Origin of the sequence: [Bacillus] enclensis (assembly GCF_001456935.1) — a bacterium.
GTDB classification, from domain to species: Bacteria; Bacillota; Bacilli; order Bacillales; family Bacillaceae_B; genus Rossellomorea; species Rossellomorea enclensis.
Genome location: NZ_KQ758482.1, coordinates 706475 through 727946 on the forward strand (window position 1 = coordinate 706475; position 21472 = coordinate 727946).

A 21472-nucleotide genomic window follows, 5' to 3' on the forward strand; every position below is an offset into this window, starting at 1 on the left:
TCAACTCCCCACTTTAACAGGAATATTCAAGAAACGCAGCGCATTTTTACCGAGCATCGCTTCCGTCTGTTCCTTGGACAACCCGACCGTTTCATCAATTATCTTACCTGGAGGCACCTCTCTTAGCAGAAATGGATAATCAGAGCCCATTATGATTCGTTCATGGCCGAAATTCTGTATTAAGTAGTTCAGGTTTACAGGCTCATTCACCAGCGAATCAAAGTAAAATTGTTTCGCGTAATGACTAGGCGGTTTATCGAGAAGACGGAGGTGTGGCCAGACTTTCCAGCCTTGATCCAGACGGGGGAGTAAATAAGGCAGTGCGCCCCCGCCATGTGCCAGGCATATTTTCAGCCTGGGGAACTTATCCATAATTCCCCCAAGAATCAAGCTTGCTCCGGCCAGAGCTGTTTCACTTGGCATTCCAACGGTGTACATCAGGTTATGACGCGGCATCCGCTCCTTGCCAAGTGTTTCCCACGGGTGGATAAACAAAGGCACCTCCCATTTTTCTGCCATTTCAAAGAACTCTATAAAACAAGGGTCATCAAGATTAACCCCATTAATATTTGTACCGATCTCAATTCCGCTCAAGCCTAACTCATGCTTACAGCGGTCCATTTCTCTGATTGCGACTTCTACATTCTGCATTGGTACAGCACCCATGCCAATGAATCTAGAGGGGTACTGATTTACTATATCAGCAATGAAATCATTCTGTACGCGAGCCAAAGTTTCTGCCTCTTCAGCTGGAGCCCAATATGAGAAGGTCACAGGGATTGGAGAAAGAACTTGCATATCCACGCCTTCCCTCTCCATATCCTTAATCCGCTTTTCTGCACTCCACACCTGGTCGGTTACTTCACGAAACACATTACCTGCAATCATGATATTTGCACCGCACGCACATGTCCGTTCAAGGGTTGGCCATTTTTCCCCGCTAAAACGCTTTGTCAGTTCGCTGAAATTTTCTGGGATGATATGTGTATGAAAGTCTATTCGCATTTCCATTCACTCGCTTCCGGAGGCATCATATAACCGCAATTTTTGCACTTACGAAGTTCCTCATTGCCATTAAAGCTCGCGATCGCTTCCTTCACCTGCTGTTCAATATTTGTCAACTGAATTGTTGCCCGGTGCATTTCGTGGTCGCATTCATCACAGAACCAAACAAAGTCTTCCAATTCACCTTCAGCACGATTACGCTCTATTACAAGTCCGATTGTGTTTTCAATACGGTGTGGAGAGTGAGGCACATTAGCAGGCAGATGGAACATTTCCCCTTCTTTTACTTCCACTACTTCGCGCTTTCCTTCATAATTGATCACCTCTACATAACAGCTTCCCTGTATTTGATAGAAAACCTCTTCAGAGGGATCAACGTGAAAATCCCGTCTTTTGTTAGGTCCGCCTAATAGCATCACCATCAGTTCAGCATCTTTCCAGATGACCTTATTATTAACCGGGGGCTTAAGCTGATCTCTATTTTCCTCAATAAATTTCATAAGATTAATTGGAGTAAATTGGCTTTTCATTATATTCTCTTCTCCCTTCAATTCTAGAAAATCATTAAATAAACTTTAGTAGGGCAACCGTGCTATCACGTTTACTTTTAAAATCATTCCACAATCTTTACAGGGTTAACTTTTAACGACTTATGCATATGGACTACTTCGTCTGCGAGATATGAAATCCGGTTCAATAAACCCTCATCCACTATTTCATTTTCCATATTAAAATGATCGTAGTTTGCGTATACATAGGCAGGGGCTACAAATGCCCGGAAGTAGCTGGCAATTGGTTTCAACTGATTTTCGATTACAAGAAAATGCTGATAAGTTCCGCCATTAGCGACAAACCCCATCACTTTATTGCGGAAAGCATCAGGATGGATCAAATCAAAGAGGTTTTTCAGCACCCCTGGAATCGACCCTTGAAAAATAGGTGTCCCGATCACATAAAAATCTGCTGAAGAAACTTTCTCAATTACAGCCCTTGTATCATCAGAATATTTCTCAAGCGGGCGGCCATCACAGAACTCAACGTTATAATCCATCATATCCAGCATTTCCACTTCGATATCCGGGTGGTTTTTTCTTACCTCTTCCAGCACCTTACGAATAACGATTCCTGTCTTCGCACCTATGATCGTGCCTGAAATCCCCAGTAATTTCATACAATACCCCTCCTATTCTTGTAAAATATGATTATTGGTAAAGTCTGCATTAAATGCAGGACTGAAATCCCAGCCTAGAAGTGCATTAGAGAGGTTGACCTCCCCCTCTGATATAAGCTGACGTATCCGGGTAGAAGATATGATGCTTCCTTGTGAGCATAACACCGGCTTTGTTACGCTTACTTTGAAATATTTTTCGAGAAGTGAAATATCTCCAATTCTGTCTTTACCAAAGCGAAAATCTCCGCCAACCATAATCTCTACCGGATTAAGTTTTTCTAAACTATGGATAAATTCGGACGCGCTTTTCTTTGCATAAACTTCATCAAATTGCGTAACCACTGTATGTTGGACACCTAATTTCTTGAGCTTCCATAACTTTTCGTCCACCGTGGTCAACATTTTTGCGCCTTGAAAAAACACACGCGGGGGAGGGTCAAATGTATACACCACACTTGGGACCTTCAATTTCCTGCTTCTCTGCACTGACTGCCGGATCACGGCTTGATGCCCTCTGTGGACTCCGTCAAAAGCGCCAATGGCAACCACAGATCCAGGCAATTCCAACGATGAATAAACATGTGCTTCCATTTGACTTTCTCCTCCTGTTTATTTGAAGTCTATTTTGTAAGCGCTTCCTTATTGTCCGGCAATGCGCCCCGAAGTGCTTCATCAACCATCGTAAGTGGTGTCAGGCGTTTATAGTTGTTATAGAAAATACCTCTCTTGCGGATAGGGTCACCAGTATAATAGCGCTCATACTGGAGCAATCGCTGGCCGAAAGCTTCACCGCATAAATCCCATGCAAGTTTAAATATGCTGACTCTTTCCAGTGAAGAGACACCTTCACGGCCGACATAGTAATTGTCAATTGATTTTCTTAATTCAGCATTTTCAAAATCAGCTCCCGTAGGGGACATCAGCAAACCTCCGGCTCCAACTATCTGAATGACCTCGATCGCTCTAGGATACAGTTTAGGAAGTAAACCACGGATTGTTTCTAATGCTACATAATCCGGCATTGCCTCTCCATGCTCGGTTAATGTATGCTCATATTCAGCTACTTTTAATAACGCTCTGATCGATTCAAGAGACTGGGCAAGCTCGCCTAGCTGCTCCTGAACATTTAAATATCCATCAACCCCAATCGTATCTGCAACCTTCATTGCAACCTGAGTTGCGAATTCCAGCTTAACGAGGCCTCTGACACCTGATTGATGAGCCGGCTGCTGGCCTGCACCTGTCATTGGATAAAGTTTATTGGCTGCTTCTACATTGTTATATAAGAAAACTCTGTCCCATGGTACGACAACATCATCAAAAACAAGCAAAGCATCCATTTCTTCGAATCTGGAAGCAAGGGGATGATCAAAGAACGAACGTGTACCATCCTGCATCGGCTCCCTGCAGATAATACGCAGCCCCGGTGTATCAATCGGAATCGCAAAAGCCAGTGCATATTTTTCATCACCAGGCGCAAATCCCGGGAATGAGTAAATGATCACTTCATCTGTCACCGGTGCAAGCGTCGCAAGCATTTTTGCTCCCCTTACAACCAGCCCATCCGGAGTCTCCTTGACTGCACCTAGATGCGTGTAAGTATCTTTTTGCTCATGCGAAGTTTTACTCCGGTCATTTTGAGGATTAATGATTGCATGCGTCAGAAAAATGTCGTTGTCCCGAATGTATTTATAATAATTGCGGACATTTTCTGCCCAGTTTTTATTGTATTTTTCGAAGAACCAAGAATTGTAGTACATGGACGTAACTACAACATTCAAGAAATCTGGAGTTCTCCCCATCAATCCAAAAGTTGCCTTCGCATATGCTTCGAAAACATTTCGGCGTTTGACTAAATCTTCATAACTTTTCGGAGTAAGAAACGCATTATTCACCCTCTCGCCAGTTTCCTCACAAACATGTGTGATCTTATCTTGGAATTCTGGATCATGCTGCATGTCATACAGCTTAGCGATTTCAAGGATCGGCTGCTTAAAAACCGGCATTTCAAACAAATTTTCAACCTTTTTACCTGAAAGCCAAACCTCAGGTTTTCGTGCTTTAACTGCTTCAATATATTGAGCTCCAGTCCTGATTCCCATATACACCCTCCTGAAAATTTTATAGGAAATTTCATAATGAATTGTAATACTAATTTTTCAACATAACTGTAGCCTATTTAACGTTTTTTTCAGATTAGTTTTAGAAAAGTCTAAATTATCTAACTTTTATATAGAATTTTTGCTTAAACTCTCCTATGATTATGTTAAATATTGACTTCACTTTTTTGGGAGGTAATATAATGGCCACAGTTTATGAAGAAATTTTTCATTGGGAGGATTATTTAAAGTATGGTACACGTCAATTTTTCAGAAAAAAAGAATGTATCTACAGGCAGGGTAATCAGGGCGAAGGGTTTTATTATTTACAGAAAGGGCTGATTAGAATTGTTACCGAAACAGCATCCGGTAAAGAAAATATGCTTAACATTGTCATACCAAATCAACTATTGGGTGTTCAATCACTCGACCATCAAACTCATTTCACCACAGCAATTGCAGTAAAAAATTCTGTGGTCTATCATTTCTCCTCAGATGAATTCCGAAAACTTATGATTCTACACCCGGAGCTCTTCAAACTCTTTTCAAAAAGTGTCATTCATAAGATGAAAATCCTTTTGGATCGGATTAATTTGAATGCGCTTACATCAGAGCAAAAACTTGCCGTATTGCTTCACAATATTTGTGATGAATTTAAAAATTTCGAGATTCCTATTTCCCAGCAAGACCTCGCCTGCTGCACAGGTCTCACAAGAGTCACTGTTTATAAAGTATTAAAACAATGGAGGGAAGCGGGCATCATAGGAGTAGATAAACGAAAATACTATATAAAAAAACCAGATTCCCTTAGAAACCTGGTTCGTTGTTAATCATTATTCGCATTATTAGCAATCATACTGATTTTAGCATGGTCATTAATAATGATTTTACGCTTGTGCAGCTCTATATATCCTTTATGTTTCCATTTCTGTACGATTTTGTTCACTGTAATTCGAGAAGTACCAATGTATTTTGAAAAAGCAGTCTGGTTCAGAGAAGTATTCCCGTTTTCTTGTACGAGCTTTAGCAAATAAAAAGCCATCTGCTGTTCAACCGGGCTGTCTAAATGAGCAATGATTTCAGCAAGAGTTCTGAATTTGTATATTAATGAATCCGTATAAATTTCACCTGCAGCTGGTTGGTCCTTACAGATTGAAGCAATTGTATCATTTGAAAAAAAATAAATTATTGAGGGGCAGGTCGTTGTCCCGCTTGTCAAATATGGCTCACCATAAATTCCATGCTCGCCAAACAGCATCCCAGGGGGAACCATGTTAATAATCCGCTCATCCCCTTTGTCGGATAAAAGAGTAACTTTTATTTCCCCCTTTTTCAAATAATAGATTCCTCTCCCGGCTTGTCCCTGATGATACACCACTTTGTTTTTAGCAAACTTGAATAACTGCCCATATGATAAATATGGCTCCCATTTATAACGAAGATTGTCCACCCATTCACCTTCCTCTTTTATTCCCCACTTGCAATTTTGATTATTTAGATAATTATAACATTTATTTAGATATTCATACTAATAGTGAAAACAAGAAGTACATATACTTCACTTGGTCTATTACTGCCCTCAATGATAAAAAACGATAATTACAACAAAAAAACCGATTCCCTATGGAACCGGTTTTTTTGTTGTTTGGGATGATTTTATTGATCAATCGCACGAACCAGATTCGCCATTTCAATCGCCGACACTGCCGCTTCCCATCCTTTGTTTCCTGCCTTTGTACCAGCTCGCTCGATTGCCTGCTCGATCGTGTCAGTGGTAAGGACACCGAAGATGACCGGGATATCTTCCTGCAATGCAAGACCAGCCACTCCTTTGGCTACTTCTCCGCTTACATATTCAAAGTGGGCAGTTGCTCCGCGGATGACCGTACCAAGGGTGATGACGGCATCATATTTACCGGAACGAGCCAGTTTCTTGGCAATCATCGGGATTTCAAATGCACCCGGAACCCATGTTACCGAGATATCATTTTCTTCGATGCCATGGCGCTTCAGTGCATCTTCAGCCCCGCCAAGCAGCTTGGATGTGATGAATTCATTGAATCTGGATACCACGATTGCCACTTTCAGGCCTGTTCCGACTAAATTACCTTCGTAAATTGTTTTCATTTTTCATTCCTCCAATTAGATAATATAATATTAGAATTTTAATAAATGACCCAGTTTTACATGTTTTGTTTTTAGATACTTTTCATTTTCCAGTTTGGCCGGGATCTGGATCGGCACACGATCGACGATATCCAATCCATACCCTTTTATGCCTGCGATTTTCCGGGGGTTATTCGTTAACAGCTTGATGCGCTTTATGTTCAAATCCCTGAGAATCTGGGCACCAATGCCATATTCCCTCAGGTCTGCCCCGAAGCCGAGTTTATGGTTGGCTTCAACCGTGTCAAAACCCTCTTCCTGCAGCTTATACGCTTTCAGTTTGTTGATCAGGCCGATGCCCCGTCCTTCCTGCCGCATATACAGCAGGACCCCCTGCCCTGCTTCTTCGATCTGGGCAAGTGCCGTGGCGAGCTGCGGCCCGCAGTCGCATCGGTTCGAACCGAAGACATCACCTGTAAGGCATTCAGAATGAACCCTGACCAGGACGTCTTCATTTTCTTTCCACTCACCTTTGACAAGTGCGATATGTTCTTTTCCAGTCAGGTTCTCCGTATAGGCAACCGCTTTAAATTGACCGAACTCAGTCGGCAGTTCGATTTCGACCTCTCTTGTGACAAGTTTTTCTTTGCTGCGCCGGTAACGGATCAATTCTTCGATTGTAATGATTTTTAAATCCCATTTTTCAGCAATCTTCATTAATTCAGGGACTCTTGCCATTGTGCCGTCTTCATTCATGATTTCACAAATGACACCGGCCGGTTTGGATCCGGCAATCGTTGCGAGATCAATGGCTGCTTCCGTGTGACCTGCCCGTTTCAACACCCCGCCTTTTTTTGCAACCAGCGGGAAAACATGTCCCGGGCGCTTGAAATCATCCGGCTGTGACAACGGGTTCAGAAGCTGTTGAATGGTTTCCGACCTTTCGAAAGCACTGATCCCTGTCGTCGAAGACCGGTGATCAATACTGATTGTAAACGCCGTTCCGTGTGGATCTGTATTTTCATCCGTCATCGGAGAAAGTTTCAGACGGGTTGAGAGTTCTTCTGATATGGGAGCGCAGATAAGGCCCCTTCCTTCTTTCGCCATGAAATTTATGACTTCAGGCGCCGCTTTTTCAGCAAGGGCAATGAAGTCTCCTTCATTTTCACGATTTTCATCGTCAACTACGATGACGACCTTCCCGTTTCTCAAATCTTCTACTGCTTCTTCGATTGTATGAAACATCTGGAGTTCCTCCTCGGTTAATCAGCAAATCCGTGATTGTTCAAGAATTCATAGCTGATTTTACTTGTACTTCTTTCTTTTCGCTGTGCCTGTTCATAAAATCGGTGAAAATACTTGGCCATGACATCGCATTCCACGTTGACCTTATCTCCTGTCTTCTTTTGACCCAGGACCGTATCTCCCCTCGTTTGCGGGATGAGTGATACCGTGATGGAATCATCGCTCAGTCCAAATACAGTCAGGGATGTGCCGTCGATCGCAACGGACCCCTTCATAATGAAATAAGGTGAAAGTTCTTTTGGTACAGAAATATCTACATAGACGGCATTTTCAACTTGTTCGAGCCTCGTGATCGTTCCTATACCGTCAACGTGTCCATTGACAAAATGGCCGCCGAAACGTCCGCCTGCTGCCATTGCTCTCTCGAGATTCACACGAGACCCGGCCGTCAAATCCCTGAGTGTCGTCGCCTCGAATGTTTCCGGCATCACGTCGACTTGAAACCTGCTGTCAGTAAAAGACGTAACCGTCAAACAAACTCCGTTTATGCTTATGCTGTCCCCGATATGGACATCTTTCAGAATTTTGCGGGCAGATATGGAAAGCACCATCGATGCCGCAGCTTTATTAATTTGATCGATTTTCCCGATTTCCTCTATGATTCCGGTAAACAATTCATCAGCCTTCTTTCATATTGGAGTGTTTTTTTGGGTGAGCCGTTATTTTTATATCAGGCCCGATTGTTTTCACCGAAACGATATTCATCTCAAGACCTTCTTTAATGGCAGATACTCCACTCCCGCCAAAACTGGTATGAGCATCCCAGCCGCCGATGAGCTTCGGCGCCATATAGATGATGAGTTCCTGAAAAGCTTTCTGTTCAAGAAAAGATCCATGGACCGATGATCCGCCTTCTACATAAACGGACTGGATTGAATTCTTGCCTAATTCTTTTAACACTGATTGCAAATCGATCCGTTTATCCGGGAGAGTTATGACTTCACAACCTTCTTGCAGGTAAGGGACCTTGTCCTCTTCCGTAATTGAATCACTCGTCATGATGATCGTCTTACTTTCTTTATCTCTTACAACATTGGACTCAAGTGGAGTTCTAAGGGTATTATCTAAAATAATTCGAATGGGGTTTTTTCCACCTTGGGGCAAACGGGTGGTAAGGTGCGGGTTATCGCGGATGATTGTATTGACTCCAACTAATATCGCGTCATGCCGGTGACGATCATAGTGGACATCGAGCCTTGATTCTTCAGATGTAATCCATTTGCTGTCTCCTGAAGCAACAGCAGTCTTGCCGTCAAGGGTAACGGCGGTTTTCAGCGTCACATAGGGGGTTTGATACTTCATATAATGAAAGAAATGTTTATTGAGTTCCAGTGCTTCTTCCCTGCCTTCCCCTATATGAACCTCCACACCGGCCTGCCGGAGCTGCTCTATTCCCTTGCCGGCTACCAGCGGGTTCGGATCTGTCGTGGCAATGAACACCCTTTTGATTCCGCTCTTAATGATAAGCTGTGAACACGGCGGAGTTCTGCCATAATGAGAACAAGGTTCCAGTGTGACGTATATGTCTGCACCATCTGCCTTTTCACCTGCTGCAGTAATGGCAAGGACTTCAGCATGTCCTTCTCCAGCCTTTAAATGGGCACCCATCCCTGCAATTTCACCGTTTTTAACAACGACGGCTCCCACTGCCGGGTTCGGTGATGTCTGTCCCTTGGTGGCCGCGGCCATCGTAAGTGCAAGCTGCATATAATCCTTGTGCTCCATAAGTATACCTCCTCTCTCTATATAAAAATAAAACCCCAAGAAAAATAACTTGGGGAGATTGGCATGACAAATAAACATATTTAATGATACTATTCAGAAAAATCCAATCAATATGGTTCTCTGCTTTCCCATCAATAAATACTGCCTTTCCTTCTCCCATCCAGACTATCACTGTCGGCTTTGGAATTTCACCAAATCCACCGTCTGACCTTAGTCAGCCGGGTCACGGACTGAGAGCTCTTTGCTCATCACCGCCGGTAGGGAATTTCACCCTGCCCCGAAGGAAACCATATTCGATTAACATTATTCTATCATAGTTTTCTACCAGAGTTCACTTCTGATACTCATCTCATTAAAAATTTGAATCATTTGGACCAAAAAATCAAAAAAGGAATGTCCCTTCTTTAAGGAATCATTCCTTTCATTCAAACAAGTTTCCTGCATTCCTCGGCACAGTCGAAGCATGCTGCGGCACAGTCCTTGCAATGCCTGTGGTCGTGTGTATCACACTCTTTTCCGCATGCCTCGCAGATTTCAGCACAAAGTGTAAGAATGCCGGACACAAATTTGCTGCTTCTTTGAATCGCATTTATAGCATATGAACAAATGTCGGCGCATTCACGATCAAGTTCGATGCATTGCATCATACGTTGTTCTTCCTTTAATGACGCATGATAGCAGACATTGCATGCCTCCATGCAGTTCCTCAAGGCAGTCAGGCATTGTTTATAACTTGCATTCATCTTCTCACCTCCAGTACCTGAATAGGATTCCCCATCTCTTTCAAACAATGACTAAGAAGTAAGAAAATAATCTGAATCAACAAGCCATAGGAAAATCAGCAGCCAATCATCCGCTTCTGAATAGGCTTCAAAAAACGTTACATGGCTGTGATGACTGTCGAACAGTCTCTGAAAGCTTTGTGGGAGGAAGCCTTTTTGCAGGGATAGACGGTTTTTTCCTTTATAATTCAAAACCCACCTCTTATTCCCTTTATACAAAAGGATCGTCTCTCCATCTTCTTCATTTACCCATTCAATCGCAGTCAAGCTGTGATATTTGAGTCTATATTCTATGTTTTTTTTCTCATTGGCAATGATGACCCGTCTGCTCCACTTATAAAGTGTTAGAGGTAATTTATCTTTTCGCTGAAAAACATAATGCTTGGGACTATTGATGAGGGAGGTCCTCTGAAGTGAATAACTGGACCAGCCATTTGATTTTAAGTAATAGAAGGCTTCTTTGGTCTTGACTCCTATGAGAGAGTGGCTCGAAACCGGGATTTCTTCATAAAACAGCCGGGTTGACTTCCTGATTTCCTTCTTGATGCTGCGGCTTAAATAGAGGTTCGTCATGGCAGGTATAAACAGCAGCAGCGGAAAGTAAAAAAGTTCTTCTACCACCAGGAGCATACCGACGCCAATCAGCAAATACATAATACCATGATAAAGCAATGTGTGCTGTTCGTTCCTGTATATATGATAAAGGTTCATGAATGCTCGTCCTTTCCACGAATCATTACCATATGTATGTTTGGAGGATAAAAAAAAGACCCTTTAAAGTAATCGGTTCTGTTTAAAAGCGAAGACCCCTATTTAATAAGCAGGGTTCTAAACGCCGCTATTGATTTCCGTGGAAGACTTCGCTTTCCATCCGAAAAGCGGAAGGGCTTTGGTCAGAGGCGTGTGGCATAAGACGAATCGGCCACGAAGGCGCTCTTTGCCTTCTTGGTCGGTTTGGCTTATGACATGTGCCTCTAAGCCGTGAAGCTGGACAATTATCCCCAGTAAGGAAATGAGGAGACTTCGTCTTGCACTGCAATCAACCGCTGGAATGGCCTAAAACCCACCTGTAATTTCAAACAAACACTAGATAAAGTAACTTTAACTTATTAATCTTGAAATAGGAGAGCGAAGGTTAGCGGGGAGGTAGGAACAAACATGGCTTAAATATTGAGCGTTTTTAGCTTTTGCAAAAGCTCTATTGAATGAAAAATGAAAAATGAAAAACCAAAACAGCCTCGATTTCAATATAGAAATACTTTCAGGTTAATTTTCAGTACTTGGTTTTTTATGAAGGATGGGGGGTCTATCACATGCGCTAACATCATGTGAACTTTCGGCAAGAAAGATTGTCAAATAAAAAAGAGCGACAAAATCAACTTGATTTGGCACTCTTTTTTACATTGCTATATTTGATTCTACACTCGTCAGCCTCAAGCATGAAATCACTTTTTATGAGGGGGTTGCTTCAGCGGGAGCGATTTCGGCCCATTTCAGGATTTCGCTATGCTTGTTCTTTGCATCCTCATATCCCTGCTCATACAATTCATCCAGCTTATTGGGGTCCTTTTCAATCCTGCTTACCTTTAATGGCAGCCGCGGCTGGATGATGAGGACCTTTCCTTCTTTCTCTTTTTCCTCGAGCTCTTTTACCGTCTGGTTGTAAACCAGATAGCGATTCATGAGGGTTTTATGAAGTTCCGGGTAGTGCGGGTATTTTCTTTTGATGAAGAAAGAGAACCGGGACGGCTTCTTGTAATAGCCTTTATTCCGGGTGAGAACCACGATATTCTTCTTGAAACCATCTTCTTCCGCTTTGTGAATTGGGATCGGATCGCTGATTCCCCCGTCAAGGAGATGATGCCCGCCGTATTCCACAACTGGCGCAAAAAAAGGAAGAGAGCTTGATGCCCTTATGATCGTTAATATGTCTTCCCCGTAATCATTTCGTGAAAAGTAACGCGGTTCCCCGCTGTGACAATCCGTGGTGCCAATGACAAACTCGGTTTCACTGGATTGAAAAGCTTTATAATCATAAGGAACCAGTTTATTCGGGATTTCATCAAAAACATAATCCATACCGAATAATTCACCGGTCTTCCAATAATTTTTCCAGCTCAGGTATCTCGGATCCCGTATGAAACCTATATTCACCTTTTTATTTCTCCCTGCCTGCCTGGAAATATAAGACGCCGCATTGCAGGCTCCTGCAGAAACGCCCGTAACATAAGGAAAATGCAAATCGTTTTCCAGAAAGTACTCAAGGACCCCTGCAGTGTAAATGCCTCTCATTCCTCCGCCTTCAAGCACAAGTCCTGTTTGGTCAATCATCATGAATAATGCCTCCTGGTCACTGTTGTAACAGGTATAACTTCACTTCCTCCGGATAAAGCACCACATCTTTCAGTCGATGCAGATCAATCCAGCACGGAAGATAAGTTCCTCTACCGGACCGGTATTCTTCCCCTGTCCCACGGCCCAATTCACCTATATATTTTCCTCCAAAAAAATACTTTTGGGAACCATTTTGCTCAAATTCCAGCGCAAGGTAAAGTTCTTTCACTTCAATTCCAAGCTCTTCTTCTGCTTCACGCACGGCTGCCTCTTCGAATGATTCACCCTCATCCACCCCGCCGCCGGGAATGACAAAATATTTATCTTTTCCAATGGTCCTTTTAATCACAGCAATTTTATTCTGCTCGATTATCAGTATCCCTGCCCGGTTCCTCGTCATATAATGTCCCCTTATTCATTGAATTACGTAAGTTCTTTCCGTCTAAATAGATTTGGAGTCAATATCAATAATAACAGACATAATCCCCCTGTACCCAGCATGGCAATGGTAAGATCGCCGGCCCACCCCTGACCGCTCACTATTTCCGGAATGTAGGAAGAAAGCCGTGAAGGAGACCATTTCATCTTTTCTGGCAGCGACCCGGATAAAAAGCTGAGGATAATGGAAACCGCTACCGCAGAAAAAGCTGCTGCCCCGGATGCTTTAACCATTGAACTGAAGAATAAGAGCATCGTCAATAAGAACGTCAGCCACATGCCGTATACGGCCAGTGACTGAAAGAAGGCAGCCGGGGATATATTCTCAAACAATAAATTAATATAATACCAGGTTGAAGCGAGACCAAGGATATAAGAAGTCCATATAAGAAGGAGTGCCGCTGCCCATTTCGAGTATATATAAGCATGAAAGGACACCGGCTTAACAAGAATCATCGCTGCATTACCGCTTTTCCTCTCGCCTGAGACAATCCCCATGAAAGCAAGGATGATTACAAGCACTCCAAGTGTATTCATCTGGCCGATGGAGGACATAAGAATTTCTGCGGAAGAAGGAGGCGGAATCTCTATTACTGCCCCCTCGGGCAGATCCCCCAAGGACTGTAGAATATCGGGCAGATAATAAGCCGTCAAAGGTTCGGTGACCCCGAACAGGATGAATACGATCGGCATCCAGAGCCACTTGAAATTACGGGCAGATTCCATCATCTCTTTTTTAAATAAAACCCATGTGATCTTCATTTATCTCATCACCTTCATAAATAATTCCTCTAAACTTTGATCGCTGCTTCCAAGCCGTACCACCGGCCAGTTGCCCTCGGCAATGATGCGGAATAACCGGCTTCTTCCTTCTTCTATATCTTCCACTTCAAAAATCAGAGACTCTTTTTCTACTTTTATCTGGTTGACCCACGGTAAGTCCTGAAGAATATTCTTGTAATGTACTGCACTTCCTTTGAATTCTATCTTCATGGTTGAGGTCTGATGCTTCGCCTTAATATCGGACAATGGCCCCTGCTCGATCAATTTGCCGTCGTAAAGAAAAAGCACATCGTCACATACTTGCTCTGCATCATTCAGTATGTGGGTTGAAAACAGGATGGTCGTGTGTTTTTTTAATTCGTTCAGAAGATCAAGTACCTCCCTGCGTCCAAACGGATCAAGTGCGGAAACCGGTTCATCGAGGATCACGAGTTTAGGTTGATGAATAAGAGCCTGGGCAATCCCCAGCCTTTGCTTCATTCCCCCTGAATATTGGCTGATCTTTCTGTTTTTTCCTTCATTCAAGTTGACGAGCGTGAGTAATTCTTCACTTCTTTGACGTGAATCGACCCTTGACAGCCCGGTGATTTCACCTGAAAAAGTTAAATATTCCATTCCTGTCATCCACTCGAAGAATGAAGGATATTGAGGGAGATACCCAATGATTGACCGGATATCACCAGAATGCTCTGGCGTCGTGAAGCTTCCGCTTGTAGGCGGCGTCAGTCCTGTCAGTATATTTAAAGTGGTCGTTTTGCCTGCGCCATTCGGACCGATGAGAGCTGTACAATTCCCTTTCTCAAGTTGAAATGAAATCCCTTTGACTGCATGCTTTTCTTTATACTTCTTTTCAAGAGCTGTCACTTCAAGTACATTCATCCATTTTGTCTCCTTCCGAAAATGAAATAAATGATCGGACCGATCAGGTTTATGAACAATACGACCAGAAGCCACATCCATTTGGGTCCGTTTGTGTGCTTTATCCTGATCAGGTCGATGACTGCTGTGACCATAAGGATAAGTTGTAATATGATGAGCGGGGCAATCAGCCCCCAGTTTATCGTTTGTAATGCTTGTTGTAGTTCCTGCATGTTTGTTTCCTCCTTTTGTTTTTCTATAGATAAGACGCAGAGGAAGGTAAATCGTTCAAAAAAATTTTTCTAGACACAAAATGAAAAAGCTACCGTATAAAGACGACCACTTTATACCGCTAATGATTTCCGTGCAAGACTTCGCTTTCCGCGGGTAGCCCGTGAGCCTCCTCGGCTTTGCCTCCGGGGTCTCACCTGTCCAGCTGCAGGGCTTAGAGGCACATGTCATAAATCAAACCGTCCAAGAAGGCAAAGAACGCCTTCCAGGCCGATTCGTCTTATGCCACACGCCTCTGAGCAAAGCCCTTCCGCTTTTCTTATAAGCTACTCTTCCCGCAGGAGTCTTCGTCTTGCACTCCAATCAACCGCTGGAAAGAGCTAAATCCTAAATGCTCATTAAAAATTAATAACCCGAACCAATTTGCCTTATCTCATGGAAATTAGTTCGGGTTTATAGAGAACAAATAACTTTAGTCTCAACATTTTTCAGTATTCATATAGGTTGTTCATCTTGGTTACTTCTTCTTTTACGGTTTGGAACAGTGAATTGGGGGAAATCACTTTTGCCTGGGAGCCGAAGTTCAGGATCCAGTTGACGAGTCCGCCGCTGATCCTTGCTTTGGTTGATAGTATGAAGTGCTCATCATCATATTTACGGATGTCTGCTTCCTTGCCGAACTTATCGATGATGACATTGATCAATCCGTTATGGAATTTAACCTTGATCCATTCTTCATCGCCGGCAAACATTTGAAAGGTGGATTGAACGTATTTAGAAACATCAAATGATTCATATGGAAAGGATTCCTCCAGGATGGAGACATTCCGCAGACGATCTACCCGGTAATGACGGATTTCGCCCGCCTCATAATAGTAGGCGATTAAATAATAAAAATCATTTGCCCACGTAAGTGCGTATGGCTTTACTTTGTAAAGGCTGCCTTCGTGACTCAGGTTGAAATTCTTGTCAATGTCATACCGGCCGTATTGAAAGGTGATGACGCGGCGTTCTGAGATGGCCTGGTGAAGGTCGTGAATCGCCAATCTAATGTAGGGGCTTTCACTCTTTATGGAAGAATCGACTTGAATTTCATTTTGAAGCTTCTTTCCCTGGTGGTTGCTTGTCAATTTTCTAATTTTACCAATCAGCTGCCTTGTTTCTTGTTTTGTAATGAATTTTGCGGATACTACGGCATCGACCAGCATGCGGAGTTCATATAATTCAAACAGACGATATTGATGACTGTAGTATTTCGGAAGTCCGTCTTTTTCCTGGTTGATGGTCACATCGAACGAGTGATTGATAAGGTGATTGATATCATCTTTCAAGGAGTTTTTATTCAGCTTTACGTCAGGGCCGTAAATTTGTTGGAAACGGTGAATGATTTCATCGAGGCTGAGTTCATGGTCTTCATCTGTTTCCTGGCTGAAGATGGTCATGAGTCTGAGCAGTCTTTCTTTGTTATCGATCCGTGTCATGTTTTTCTTCCCTTCTTCCTTATGCCTTGGCGTCTATCAAATTATGTATTTGAGAAGTTATTTTTATATAAACTATCAAGTTTGGGCTGTAAATGTCAATAGAATTCCAGATAAATGGGTAAGAGCTCACGGTTTGTTTGACCATGAGCTCTTAACGTATAAAAATTATATTGCTGAACTCAGACCGTTCCTTTTCGCTTCAGGCACTTGCTTTCCGCGGGGAGGAAGTCGAGCCTCTTCGGCGTTCCGCCTGCGGGGTCTCGACTTTTCCTCTATTTCCCGTCGGAGTCAAGTGCCTTACGCTCCAATCCACTCTGAATTTTCAACCAAGTGAAAGCTACTTAACTCAATATCACCATTTTCAAACATTACATCAAGAAAAGCCAAAGTCAAAACTGAATTTACCTACTTAATAAAATGTATGACTGTCGGGATTCGGTAGGTTTCTCCTTCGTAGGCTTTGATGGCTGCCAGGATTGTGAAGACAAGGGCCAGGATTCCTACGATCGGGGCAATGACGAGTCCGATCAGTACGATCACGAGTATGGAGCTGACGATTCCGTAGATTGTATAGGAAATGAGGAAGTTAAGGTATTCTTTCCCGTGGTAATCAATGAATTCGGAGTCATCTCTTTTCCAGAGCCATAGGATGATTGGTCCAATGAAGACTGTGAAAAAGCTTATTACATAGATAAGTGCTGCCAGTAATCTTTCGTCTTTCGAGGGCATCTTATTCCCTCCTTTAAAATGATAATAAATGCCTCTTCTATATTTACGTTTTCCCTTTATAAAAGTTTCATCATATGGCGAACTTTTTCATGAAATCCGGCGCTTATGAATATACGTTAAGTGAGGTGGTTTGTCCAACGTAATTCAAATGAAAGGTTCGATGCTAAATGGATAAATTTGAAGCTTTTGTGCTCGGAATCATACAGGGATTGACCGAGTTCCTTCCGATTTCAAGCACCGGACATCTTTTTCTGGGAAGGTTCGCTTTTGGTCTTGAGGAAGCAGGGTTATTCCTTGATACGATGCTGCATATCGGGACTCTTGTGGCGGTGCTGGTCTTTTATCAGAAAGAACTTCACCACATGATCAGGCACCCTTTCAGTAAACTGACATGGATCCTGGTACTCGGAACAGTCCCAGCAGTGATCATCGGCTTGTCTTTTGAGGATTTTTTCGACTCAATATCGAAAAGCGGCTCTACGATCGGATGGGAATTCCTTGCGACGGGATTGATCATGTTCATGGCGGATGGGGTGAAGAACGGACATAAGAAGCTGGATGATATCAGCTATACGGATGCCCTTGTGATCGGAAGCTTTCAGGCCGCGGCCATTTTTCCTGCCTTATCACGGTCCGGGCTTACCATAGCAGCGGGGCTTTTCCGGAAGCTCGACAGGGAAACGGCGGCTTATTTTTCATTCCTTCTCTCAACACCGGCGATCCTGGGTGGAATTGTCTTTCAGGGCAAGGAAATGATGAGCGGCCATGTGGAGGCGATTTCGTTTTCTAGCCTTGCAGTTGGCACGGTTACAGCGGCTGTCTTCGGGTACCTCGCCATTGTTTCGATGGTTAATTTCTTAAAAAAGCATTCTTTAAAAATCTTTTCTTATTATGTGTGGGCATTGGGGATCTTGATTCTCATTCTGCAATTCTCAGGAGTCATGTAGGAGGTATAGGATGAATCACGAGTGGTTGACTGATATTCTGACAATGTTAACGGATTGGGGATATATAGGAGTCGCACTTGCCCTCATGATCGAAGTCATTCCAAGTGAGCTTGTTTTAAGTTATGCGGGCTTTATGGTCAGTTCGGGGAAATTTTCTTTTATAGGGGCATTTCTGGCAGGGGTGATCGGAGGGACTGTCGCCCAGCTCTTTCTTTACTGGCTTGGGTATTACGGCGGCAGGCCATTTTTCAAGAAATACGGGAAATACTTGTTCATATCTGAAAAACATATCGAATCAGCAGAGTCATGGTTCAGGCGTTATGGCACCATCGTTATTTTCACTGCGAGGTTCATTCCGGTAGTGCGCCATGCAATCAGCATCCCGGCAGGAATAAGCCGTATGTCCCTGCCTGCTTTCACTCTGTATACATTTGCAGCCATGCTTCCATGGACACTGTTATTCATGGTCATTGGAATGGAACTTGGAACCCACTGGGAACATATAGAAGTGATCGGGGTCAGATACATAAAGCCTCTCAGCTTCATTGCCATCGCAGCCACATGTGGGTATCTGTTCTACTCATTTATTCGAAATAAAAAGAATGCCTGACTTCTTTTTTTAGGGAAAATTGATTAAAATAGGAGTAATATACCACTCGGAAAATGAAAGGATTAGCCATGAATTCCATACTATTAATAAACGCGGTCATCTATCCGGTCACTTCCCAGCCGATAGCCAATGGTTCCATATACATTTCAGACGGGAAAATTAAGCAAATCTACAATCAAAAAATCGATGTCCCTCCTAATATTAAAGTGATTGACTGCAGGGGGAAGTATGTATTTCCAGGCTTCATCGATGCTCACACCCATCTGGGGCTATACGATGAAGGAACTGGATGGGCAGGTAACGATGCAAATGAAACAATCGAACCTATGACCCCCCATATCCGTGCTTTCGATGGCGTCTACCCGCTCGACCCAGGATTTACGGATGCACTGAAGTACGGGGTCACTGCCGTGAACGTAATGCCAGGGAGTGCCAATGTAATCGGCGGCACGACCTCCGTCATCAAGACACACGGTTCCTCCATCCGTAAGATGATGCTGAAGGAAACGTCAGGATTGAAATTGGCTTTGGGCGAAAATCCAAAACGAATTCACAGTAACGGGAATAATGATTCGATCACCAGAATGGGGATCATGGGTATGTTGAGAGAAGCTTTCTTTTCAGCTAAATATTGTGACCAGCCTGAAGAGCTGAGAGTGGCCCCCCTCGTTTCCGCATTGAAAAGAGAAATTCCTGTAAGGATTCATGCCCACCGGGCGGACGACATCCTGTCGGCCATCCGCTTTGCAGAAGAATTCAATCTCGACTTGCGGATTGAACATTGTACTGAGGGGCACCTTATCGCTGATGAATTAAAAGGGAAAAAGCTGATGGTCTCGGTCGGTCCGACTTTTACCCGCCGGTCTAAAGTCGAATTGAAAAACAAGAGCTGGATCACGTATCAAAAATTGACCGAAGCTGGTGTTGGGGTCTCCATTACCACCGACCACCCTTATACCCCTATCCAGTATCTGAATATGTGTGCAGCAATCTCTGTTCGTGAAGGTCTGGATGAGCAGAAAGCATTGGAAGGGATAACGATTTCGCCAGCCAGAAACCTCGGGGTCGACGATAGAATCGGCTCTCTTGAGACCGGTAAAGATGCAGATTTGGTCATTTGGAGCCACCATCCTTTCCACTTCATGGCAAAGCCTGTCATGACCTTGGTCAATGGTGAAATTGTTTATCAGAATTTGTAGAAATTTGTTAAAAATTTTTAACGAAATTCATCATTTTCCCTATTCCCTTTTTGAAAAAATTCATATATGATACAGAAGGATATATATTTCCGATTACATTGTTCTTTAGCGCGATCTATTTATAATAGAGCGATTGTAATGGAGGGAAGGCAAAAGGTGCGCCACCAGTTTCTTGACTGGTCTTAGTGGGTTCGATTCCCACCCCGAAATTTTTTAGTTAACTTTTAAAAATTTCGAGGGTGGATTCGTACGTATGAAGACTGCCCTCAAGGAGGGTCTACTATGATCAAGAAACGTGAATTACATGAGTGTCATACTCTTTATGACCTGATGGTGCACCCGGATGTCTTCCCTTTTGTGCGTCAAAAAGCGAATTCCTATGAAGAATTTCTATTCTTGTCAAAACAAACGATAGAAGCTGAAGAACGCGGCGAATTGATTTCGAGGACCATTTTGGATGAATGGGGCAATGCAATCGGCACGATTAATTTATTCGATATCCAGGAAAACGCAGGATTCCTTGGTACATGGATTGGCAAGCCGTATCACGGCAAGGGGTATAATCAGCCTGCAAAAGATGCATTCTTTTCCGAACTTTTCTTTGAACTGGGCATGGAAACGATTTTCATGAGGATCCGAAAGGTGAATACCCGCTCTCAAAAGGCCGCGGAAAAACTCCCTTACGTCGTAAAGGCGAATGATTCGAGGAAATCTCTTTATGATCAATTAAATGCTCAGGAAGAGGTTTATGATTTATATGAAATCCCTAAAGATCTTTACACACTTTATTTATATCAGCTTCAGCAATCTGCCGAGGAAGAGCAGGCGCTTGAAGCGTAAAATGACGAAAGGTTATCACAGAAGGTATTGCCTGATGTGATAACCTTTTTTTCATGTCTGTACTGTCTGTCAAAATGAAGCGTGGATCATAAACAGTACGGTAAACGTAATGGCAAGTTTAAGATGCCAGCTTTTATCCTTCCTTTTAAAGCGCTTAAAGCCCATTATCATAAGGAAGAAGAGTATGATGCTTGAAAGGATTCCTGTCGTGTTCGTGAAATCCCAGTGAAAATCTCTGGCTAATGCCAATCCCCCATGCAGCACAACTACTGCTGAAGCGAGCAGTGCAAGCGGGACATGCCATTTCCTCAGCAGTTTCCCAGTAAATTGGATAATGCGCTTAAATTCAATATTTCTCAACCTGATCTCTTTCAAGCCTTTCCACTTCATCAATAAGAAAACAGGAAAGATGCTGAGGACTGCAAAATATACAATTCTTGCAACGGAACCGAATTGTTCGAGCAATTCTTCGTAGGAGTCTTCATCCATCCCCATAAGGAGATCCCTATAAGCTGAAATGAGGAGGATACCTGCACCCGCCAAAAGAATGCTCCCGGTCAGATAAAGGAGTATTGACTTACGTTCCCTTGGGTTTGGAATCGTATTCGCTAAAAAAGAAGAGTGAGTGTTTTGTCTTGATTTCGTTGTCATATGCTTACCTCTGGTTTCGTTAATACAGTTACTATAATCAATTAACATGAAAATTAAATGAAAAAAGGTGAAAAAAGTTTTTCCTAATCAAAACAGGAAACATTATTATAACCAACTGACAAAGTTCCATACGCTTCGAGATAAGGGTTATTCATAAAAAAAGAACTGAACACGGCCT

The 21472-nt window shown here is 43.0% G+C and carries 25 protein-coding genes and 1 riboswitch; of the genes, 5 read left to right on the forward strand and 20 right to left on the reverse strand.

The genetic code is table 11. The features are described 5' to 3' along the window. The 5 genes from AS034_RS03480 to AS034_RS03500 all read right to left on the reverse strand — a co-directional run bounded on the left by AS034_RS03480 (position 1) and on the right by AS034_RS03500 (position 4278). Complete coding sequence (locus tag AS034_RS03480) at positions 1–1011, reverse strand: amidohydrolase family protein (RefSeq protein WP_176716077.1); 1011 nt, start codon at positions 1009–1011, stop codon at positions 1–3. Continuing rightward, entirely contained in the window at positions 996–1535 is a 540-nt protein-coding gene (locus AS034_RS03485; RefSeq protein WP_058297559.1) for a 3-hydroxyanthranilate 3,4-dioxygenase, read from the reverse strand. The genes AS034_RS03480 and AS034_RS03485 overlap by 16 nt, the downstream gene beginning before the upstream one ends. An 83-nt stretch (positions 1536–1618) precedes the next feature. Next, positions 1619–2176, reverse strand: coding sequence for an NADPH-dependent FMN reductase (locus AS034_RS03490; RefSeq protein WP_058297560.1), 558 nt, complete (start codon positions 2174–2176; stop codon positions 1619–1621). A 12-nt stretch (positions 2177–2188) separates the two neighbouring features. Continuing rightward, positions 2189–2767, reverse strand: coding sequence for an FAD synthetase (locus tag AS034_RS03495; protein ID WP_058297561.1), 579 nt, complete (start codon positions 2765–2767; stop codon positions 2189–2191). A gap of 29 nt (positions 2768–2796) precedes the next feature. After that, the gene (locus AS034_RS03500) at positions 2797–4278 is read right to left on the reverse strand and encodes a 4-hydroxyphenylacetate 3-hydroxylase family protein (protein ID WP_058297562.1); all 1482 of its coding nucleotides are present in this window, start codon (positions 4276–4278) and stop codon (positions 2797–2799) included. A gap of 200 nt (positions 4279–4478) precedes the next feature. Between AS034_RS03500 and AS034_RS03505 the strand changes: the two genes are divergently transcribed. Continuing rightward, positions 4479–5105, forward strand: coding sequence for a Crp/Fnr family transcriptional regulator (locus AS034_RS03505; protein ID WP_058297563.1), 627 nt, complete (start codon positions 4479–4481; stop codon positions 5103–5105). On the opposite strand, the gene AS034_RS03510 is transcribed toward AS034_RS03505, so the two are convergent. From AS034_RS03510 to AS034_RS03575, 14 genes are all read right to left on the reverse strand, one after another. Further along, on the reverse strand, positions 5102–5725 hold the full coding sequence (locus AS034_RS03510) for a Crp/Fnr family transcriptional regulator (protein ID WP_058297564.1): 624 nt from the start codon (positions 5723–5725) through the stop codon (positions 5102–5104). The genes AS034_RS03505 and AS034_RS03510 overlap by 4 nt on opposite strands. Positions 5726–5931: 206 nt before the next feature. Beyond that, the gene (ribH, locus tag AS034_RS03515) at positions 5932–6402 is read right to left on the reverse strand and encodes a 6,7-dimethyl-8-ribityllumazine synthase (protein WP_058297565.1); all 471 of its coding nucleotides are present in this window, start codon (positions 6400–6402) and stop codon (positions 5932–5934) included. A 30-nt stretch (positions 6403–6432) separates the two neighbouring features. After that, on the reverse strand, positions 6433–7626 hold the full coding sequence (locus AS034_RS03520; RefSeq protein WP_032088046.1) for a bifunctional 3,4-dihydroxy-2-butanone-4-phosphate synthase/GTP cyclohydrolase II: 1194 nt from the start codon (positions 7624–7626) through the stop codon (positions 6433–6435). Positions 7627–7643: 17 nt separating this feature from the next. Continuing rightward, complete coding sequence (ribE, locus tag AS034_RS03525) at positions 7644–8300, reverse strand: riboflavin synthase (protein ID WP_032088045.1); 657 nt, start codon at positions 8298–8300, stop codon at positions 7644–7646. A 4-nt stretch (positions 8301–8304) separates the two neighbouring features. Beyond that, complete coding sequence (gene ribD / locus AS034_RS03530) at positions 8305–9411, reverse strand: bifunctional diaminohydroxyphosphoribosylaminopyrimidine deaminase/5-amino-6-(5-phosphoribosylamino)uracil reductase RibD (RefSeq protein WP_058297566.1); 1107 nt, start codon at positions 9409–9411, stop codon at positions 8305–8307. 144 nt (positions 9412–9555) lie between these two features. Then, a riboswitch (FMN riboswitch) is annotated at positions 9556–9700 on the reverse strand. A 136-nt stretch (positions 9701–9836) separates the two neighbouring features. Beyond that, on the reverse strand, positions 9837–10154 hold the full coding sequence (locus tag AS034_RS03535; protein ID WP_032088043.1) for a four-helix bundle copper-binding protein: 318 nt from the start codon (positions 10152–10154) through the stop codon (positions 9837–9839). Between the two features lie 51 nt (positions 10155–10205). Next, positions 10206–10904, reverse strand: coding sequence for a hypothetical protein (locus AS034_RS03540; RefSeq protein ID WP_032088042.1), 699 nt, complete (start codon positions 10902–10904; stop codon positions 10206–10208). Positions 10905–11645: 741 nt separating this feature from the next. Further along, complete coding sequence (locus tag AS034_RS03545; protein WP_058298081.1) at positions 11646–12524, reverse strand: patatin-like phospholipase family protein; 879 nt, start codon at positions 12522–12524, stop codon at positions 11646–11648. Positions 12525–12543: 19 nt separating this feature from the next. Further along, positions 12544–12927, reverse strand: a complete 384-nt coding sequence (locus AS034_RS03550; protein ID WP_058297567.1) for an NUDIX domain-containing protein — start codon at positions 12925–12927, stop codon at positions 12544–12546. 23 nt (positions 12928–12950) lie between these two features. Continuing rightward, on the reverse strand, positions 12951–13727 hold the full coding sequence (locus AS034_RS03555) for an ABC transporter permease (protein ID WP_058297568.1): 777 nt from the start codon (positions 13725–13727) through the stop codon (positions 12951–12953). Then, the gene (locus tag AS034_RS03560) at positions 13728–14627 is read right to left on the reverse strand and encodes an ABC transporter ATP-binding protein (protein ID WP_032088039.1); all 900 of its coding nucleotides are present in this window, start codon (positions 14625–14627) and stop codon (positions 13728–13730) included. Beyond that, positions 14624–14839, reverse strand: coding sequence for a PLD nuclease N-terminal domain-containing protein (locus AS034_RS03565; protein ID WP_032088038.1), 216 nt, complete (start codon positions 14837–14839; stop codon positions 14624–14626). Before AS034_RS03565 ends, AS034_RS03560 begins: the two co-directional genes overlap by 4 nt. A gap of 486 nt (positions 14840–15325) precedes the next feature. Beyond that, positions 15326–16318 carry a helix-turn-helix transcriptional regulator gene (locus AS034_RS03570; protein ID WP_058297569.1) on the reverse strand — a complete coding sequence of 331 codons (993 nt, stop codon included), beginning with the start codon at positions 16316–16318 and terminating at the stop codon, positions 15326–15328. Positions 16319–16723: 405 nt separating this feature from the next. Then, complete coding sequence (locus AS034_RS03575; protein WP_032088036.1) at positions 16724–17047, reverse strand: DUF4870 domain-containing protein; 324 nt, start codon at positions 17045–17047, stop codon at positions 16724–16726. 167 nt (positions 17048–17214) lie between these two features. Here AS034_RS03575 and AS034_RS03580 point away from each other — a divergent pair, with 167 nt between their 5' ends. The 4 genes from AS034_RS03580 to AS034_RS03595 all read left to right on the forward strand — a co-directional run bounded on the left by AS034_RS03580 (position 17215) and on the right by AS034_RS03595 (position 20643). After that, on the forward strand, positions 17215–17994 hold the full coding sequence (locus tag AS034_RS03580) for an undecaprenyl-diphosphate phosphatase (RefSeq protein WP_032088035.1): 780 nt from the start codon (positions 17215–17217) through the stop codon (positions 17992–17994). Positions 17995–18004: 10 nt separating this feature from the next. Next, positions 18005–18604 carry an undecaprenyl phosphate transporter UptA gene (gene uptA, locus AS034_RS03585; protein ID WP_032088034.1) on the forward strand — a complete coding sequence of 200 codons (600 nt, stop codon included), beginning with the start codon at positions 18005–18007 and terminating at the stop codon, positions 18602–18604. A 68-nt stretch (positions 18605–18672) separates the two neighbouring features. Continuing rightward, entirely contained in the window at positions 18673–19803 is a 1131-nt protein-coding gene (locus tag AS034_RS03590; RefSeq protein ID WP_058298082.1) for an amidohydrolase, read from the forward strand. 282 nt (positions 19804–20085) lie between these two features. Next, positions 20086–20643 (forward strand): GNAT family N-acetyltransferase, encoded by a 558-nt coding sequence (locus tag AS034_RS03595; protein ID WP_032088033.1) that lies wholly within the window; start codon positions 20086–20088, stop codon positions 20641–20643. A gap of 69 nt (positions 20644–20712) precedes the next feature. On the opposite strand, the gene AS034_RS03600 is transcribed toward AS034_RS03595, so the two are convergent. Next, the gene (locus AS034_RS03600) at positions 20713–21294 is read right to left on the reverse strand and encodes a hypothetical protein (RefSeq protein WP_032088032.1); all 582 of its coding nucleotides are present in this window, start codon (positions 21292–21294) and stop codon (positions 20713–20715) included. Positions 21295–21472 lie beyond the last annotated feature (178 nt).

Bases quoted from the DNA above. Each gene is read 5' to 3' on its own strand.
- AS034_RS03595 (WP_032088033.1), top strand. From the start codon at position 20,086: ATGATCAAGAAACGTGAATTACATGAGTGTCATACTCTTTATGACCTG.
- AS034_RS03550 (WP_058297567.1), bottom strand. From the start codon at position 12,927: ATGACGAGGAACCGGGCAGGGATACTGATAATCGAGCAGAATAAAATT.
- AS034_RS03500 (WP_058297562.1), bottom strand. From the start codon at position 4,278: ATGGGAATCAGGACTGGAGCTCAATATATTGAAGCAGTTAAAGCACGA.
- AS034_RS03520 (WP_032088046.1), bottom strand. From the start codon at position 7,626: ATGTTTCATACAATCGAAGAAGCAGTAGAAGATTTGAGAAACGGGAAG.
- AS034_RS03485 (WP_058297559.1), bottom strand. From the start codon at position 1,535: ATGAAAAGCCAATTTACTCCAATTAATCTTATGAAATTTATTGAGGAA.
- AS034_RS03555 (WP_058297568.1), bottom strand. From the start codon at position 13,727: ATGAAGATCACATGGGTTTTATTTAAAAAAGAGATGATGGAATCTGCC.
- AS034_RS03490 (WP_058297560.1), bottom strand. From the start codon at position 2,176: ATGAAATTACTGGGGATTTCAGGCACGATCATAGGTGCGAAGACAGGA.
- AS034_RS03545 (WP_058298081.1), bottom strand. From the start codon at position 12,524: ATGATTGACCAAACAGGACTTGTGCTTGAAGGCGGAGGAATGAGAGGC.
- AS034_RS03580 (WP_032088035.1), top strand. From the start codon at position 17,215: ATGGATAAATTTGAAGCTTTTGTGCTCGGAATCATACAGGGATTGACC.
- uptA (WP_032088034.1), top strand. From the start codon at position 18,005: ATGAATCACGAGTGGTTGACTGATATTCTGACAATGTTAACGGATTGG.
- AS034_RS03565 (WP_032088038.1), bottom strand. From the start codon at position 14,839: ATGCAGGAACTACAACAAGCATTACAAACGATAAACTGGGGGCTGATT.
- ribD (WP_058297566.1), bottom strand. From the start codon at position 9,411: ATGGAGCACAAGGATTATATGCAGCTTGCACTTACGATGGCCGCGGCC.
- AS034_RS03570 (WP_058297569.1), bottom strand. From the start codon at position 16,318: ATGACACGGATCGATAACAAAGAAAGACTGCTCAGACTCATGACCATC.
- AS034_RS03560 (WP_032088039.1), bottom strand. From the start codon at position 14,627: ATGAATGTACTTGAAGTGACAGCTCTTGAAAAGAAGTATAAAGAAAAG.
- ribH (WP_058297565.1), bottom strand. From the start codon at position 6,402: ATGAAAACAATTTACGAAGGTAATTTAGTCGGAACAGGCCTGAAAGTG.
- AS034_RS03540 (WP_032088042.1), bottom strand. From the start codon at position 10,904: ATGAACCTTTATCATATATACAGGAACGAACAGCACACATTGCTTTAT.
- AS034_RS03495 (WP_058297561.1), bottom strand. From the start codon at position 2,767: ATGGAAGCACATGTTTATTCATCGTTGGAATTGCCTGGATCTGTGGTT.
- AS034_RS03600 (WP_032088032.1), bottom strand. From the start codon at position 21,294: ATGACAACGAAATCAAGACAAAACACTCACTCTTCTTTTTTAGCGAAT.
- AS034_RS03575 (WP_032088036.1), bottom strand. From the start codon at position 17,047: ATGCCCTCGAAAGACGAAAGATTACTGGCAGCACTTATCTATGTAATA.
- AS034_RS03590 (WP_058298082.1), top strand. From the start codon at position 18,673: ATGAATTCCATACTATTAATAAACGCGGTCATCTATCCGGTCACTTCC.
- AS034_RS03505 (WP_058297563.1), top strand. From the start codon at position 4,479: ATGGCCACAGTTTATGAAGAAATTTTTCATTGGGAGGATTATTTAAAG.
- AS034_RS03535 (WP_032088043.1), bottom strand. From the start codon at position 10,154: ATGAATGCAAGTTATAAACAATGCCTGACTGCCTTGAGGAACTGCATG.
- AS034_RS03480 (WP_176716077.1), bottom strand. From the start codon at position 1,011: ATGGAAATGCGAATAGACTTTCATACACATATCATCCCAGAAAATTTC.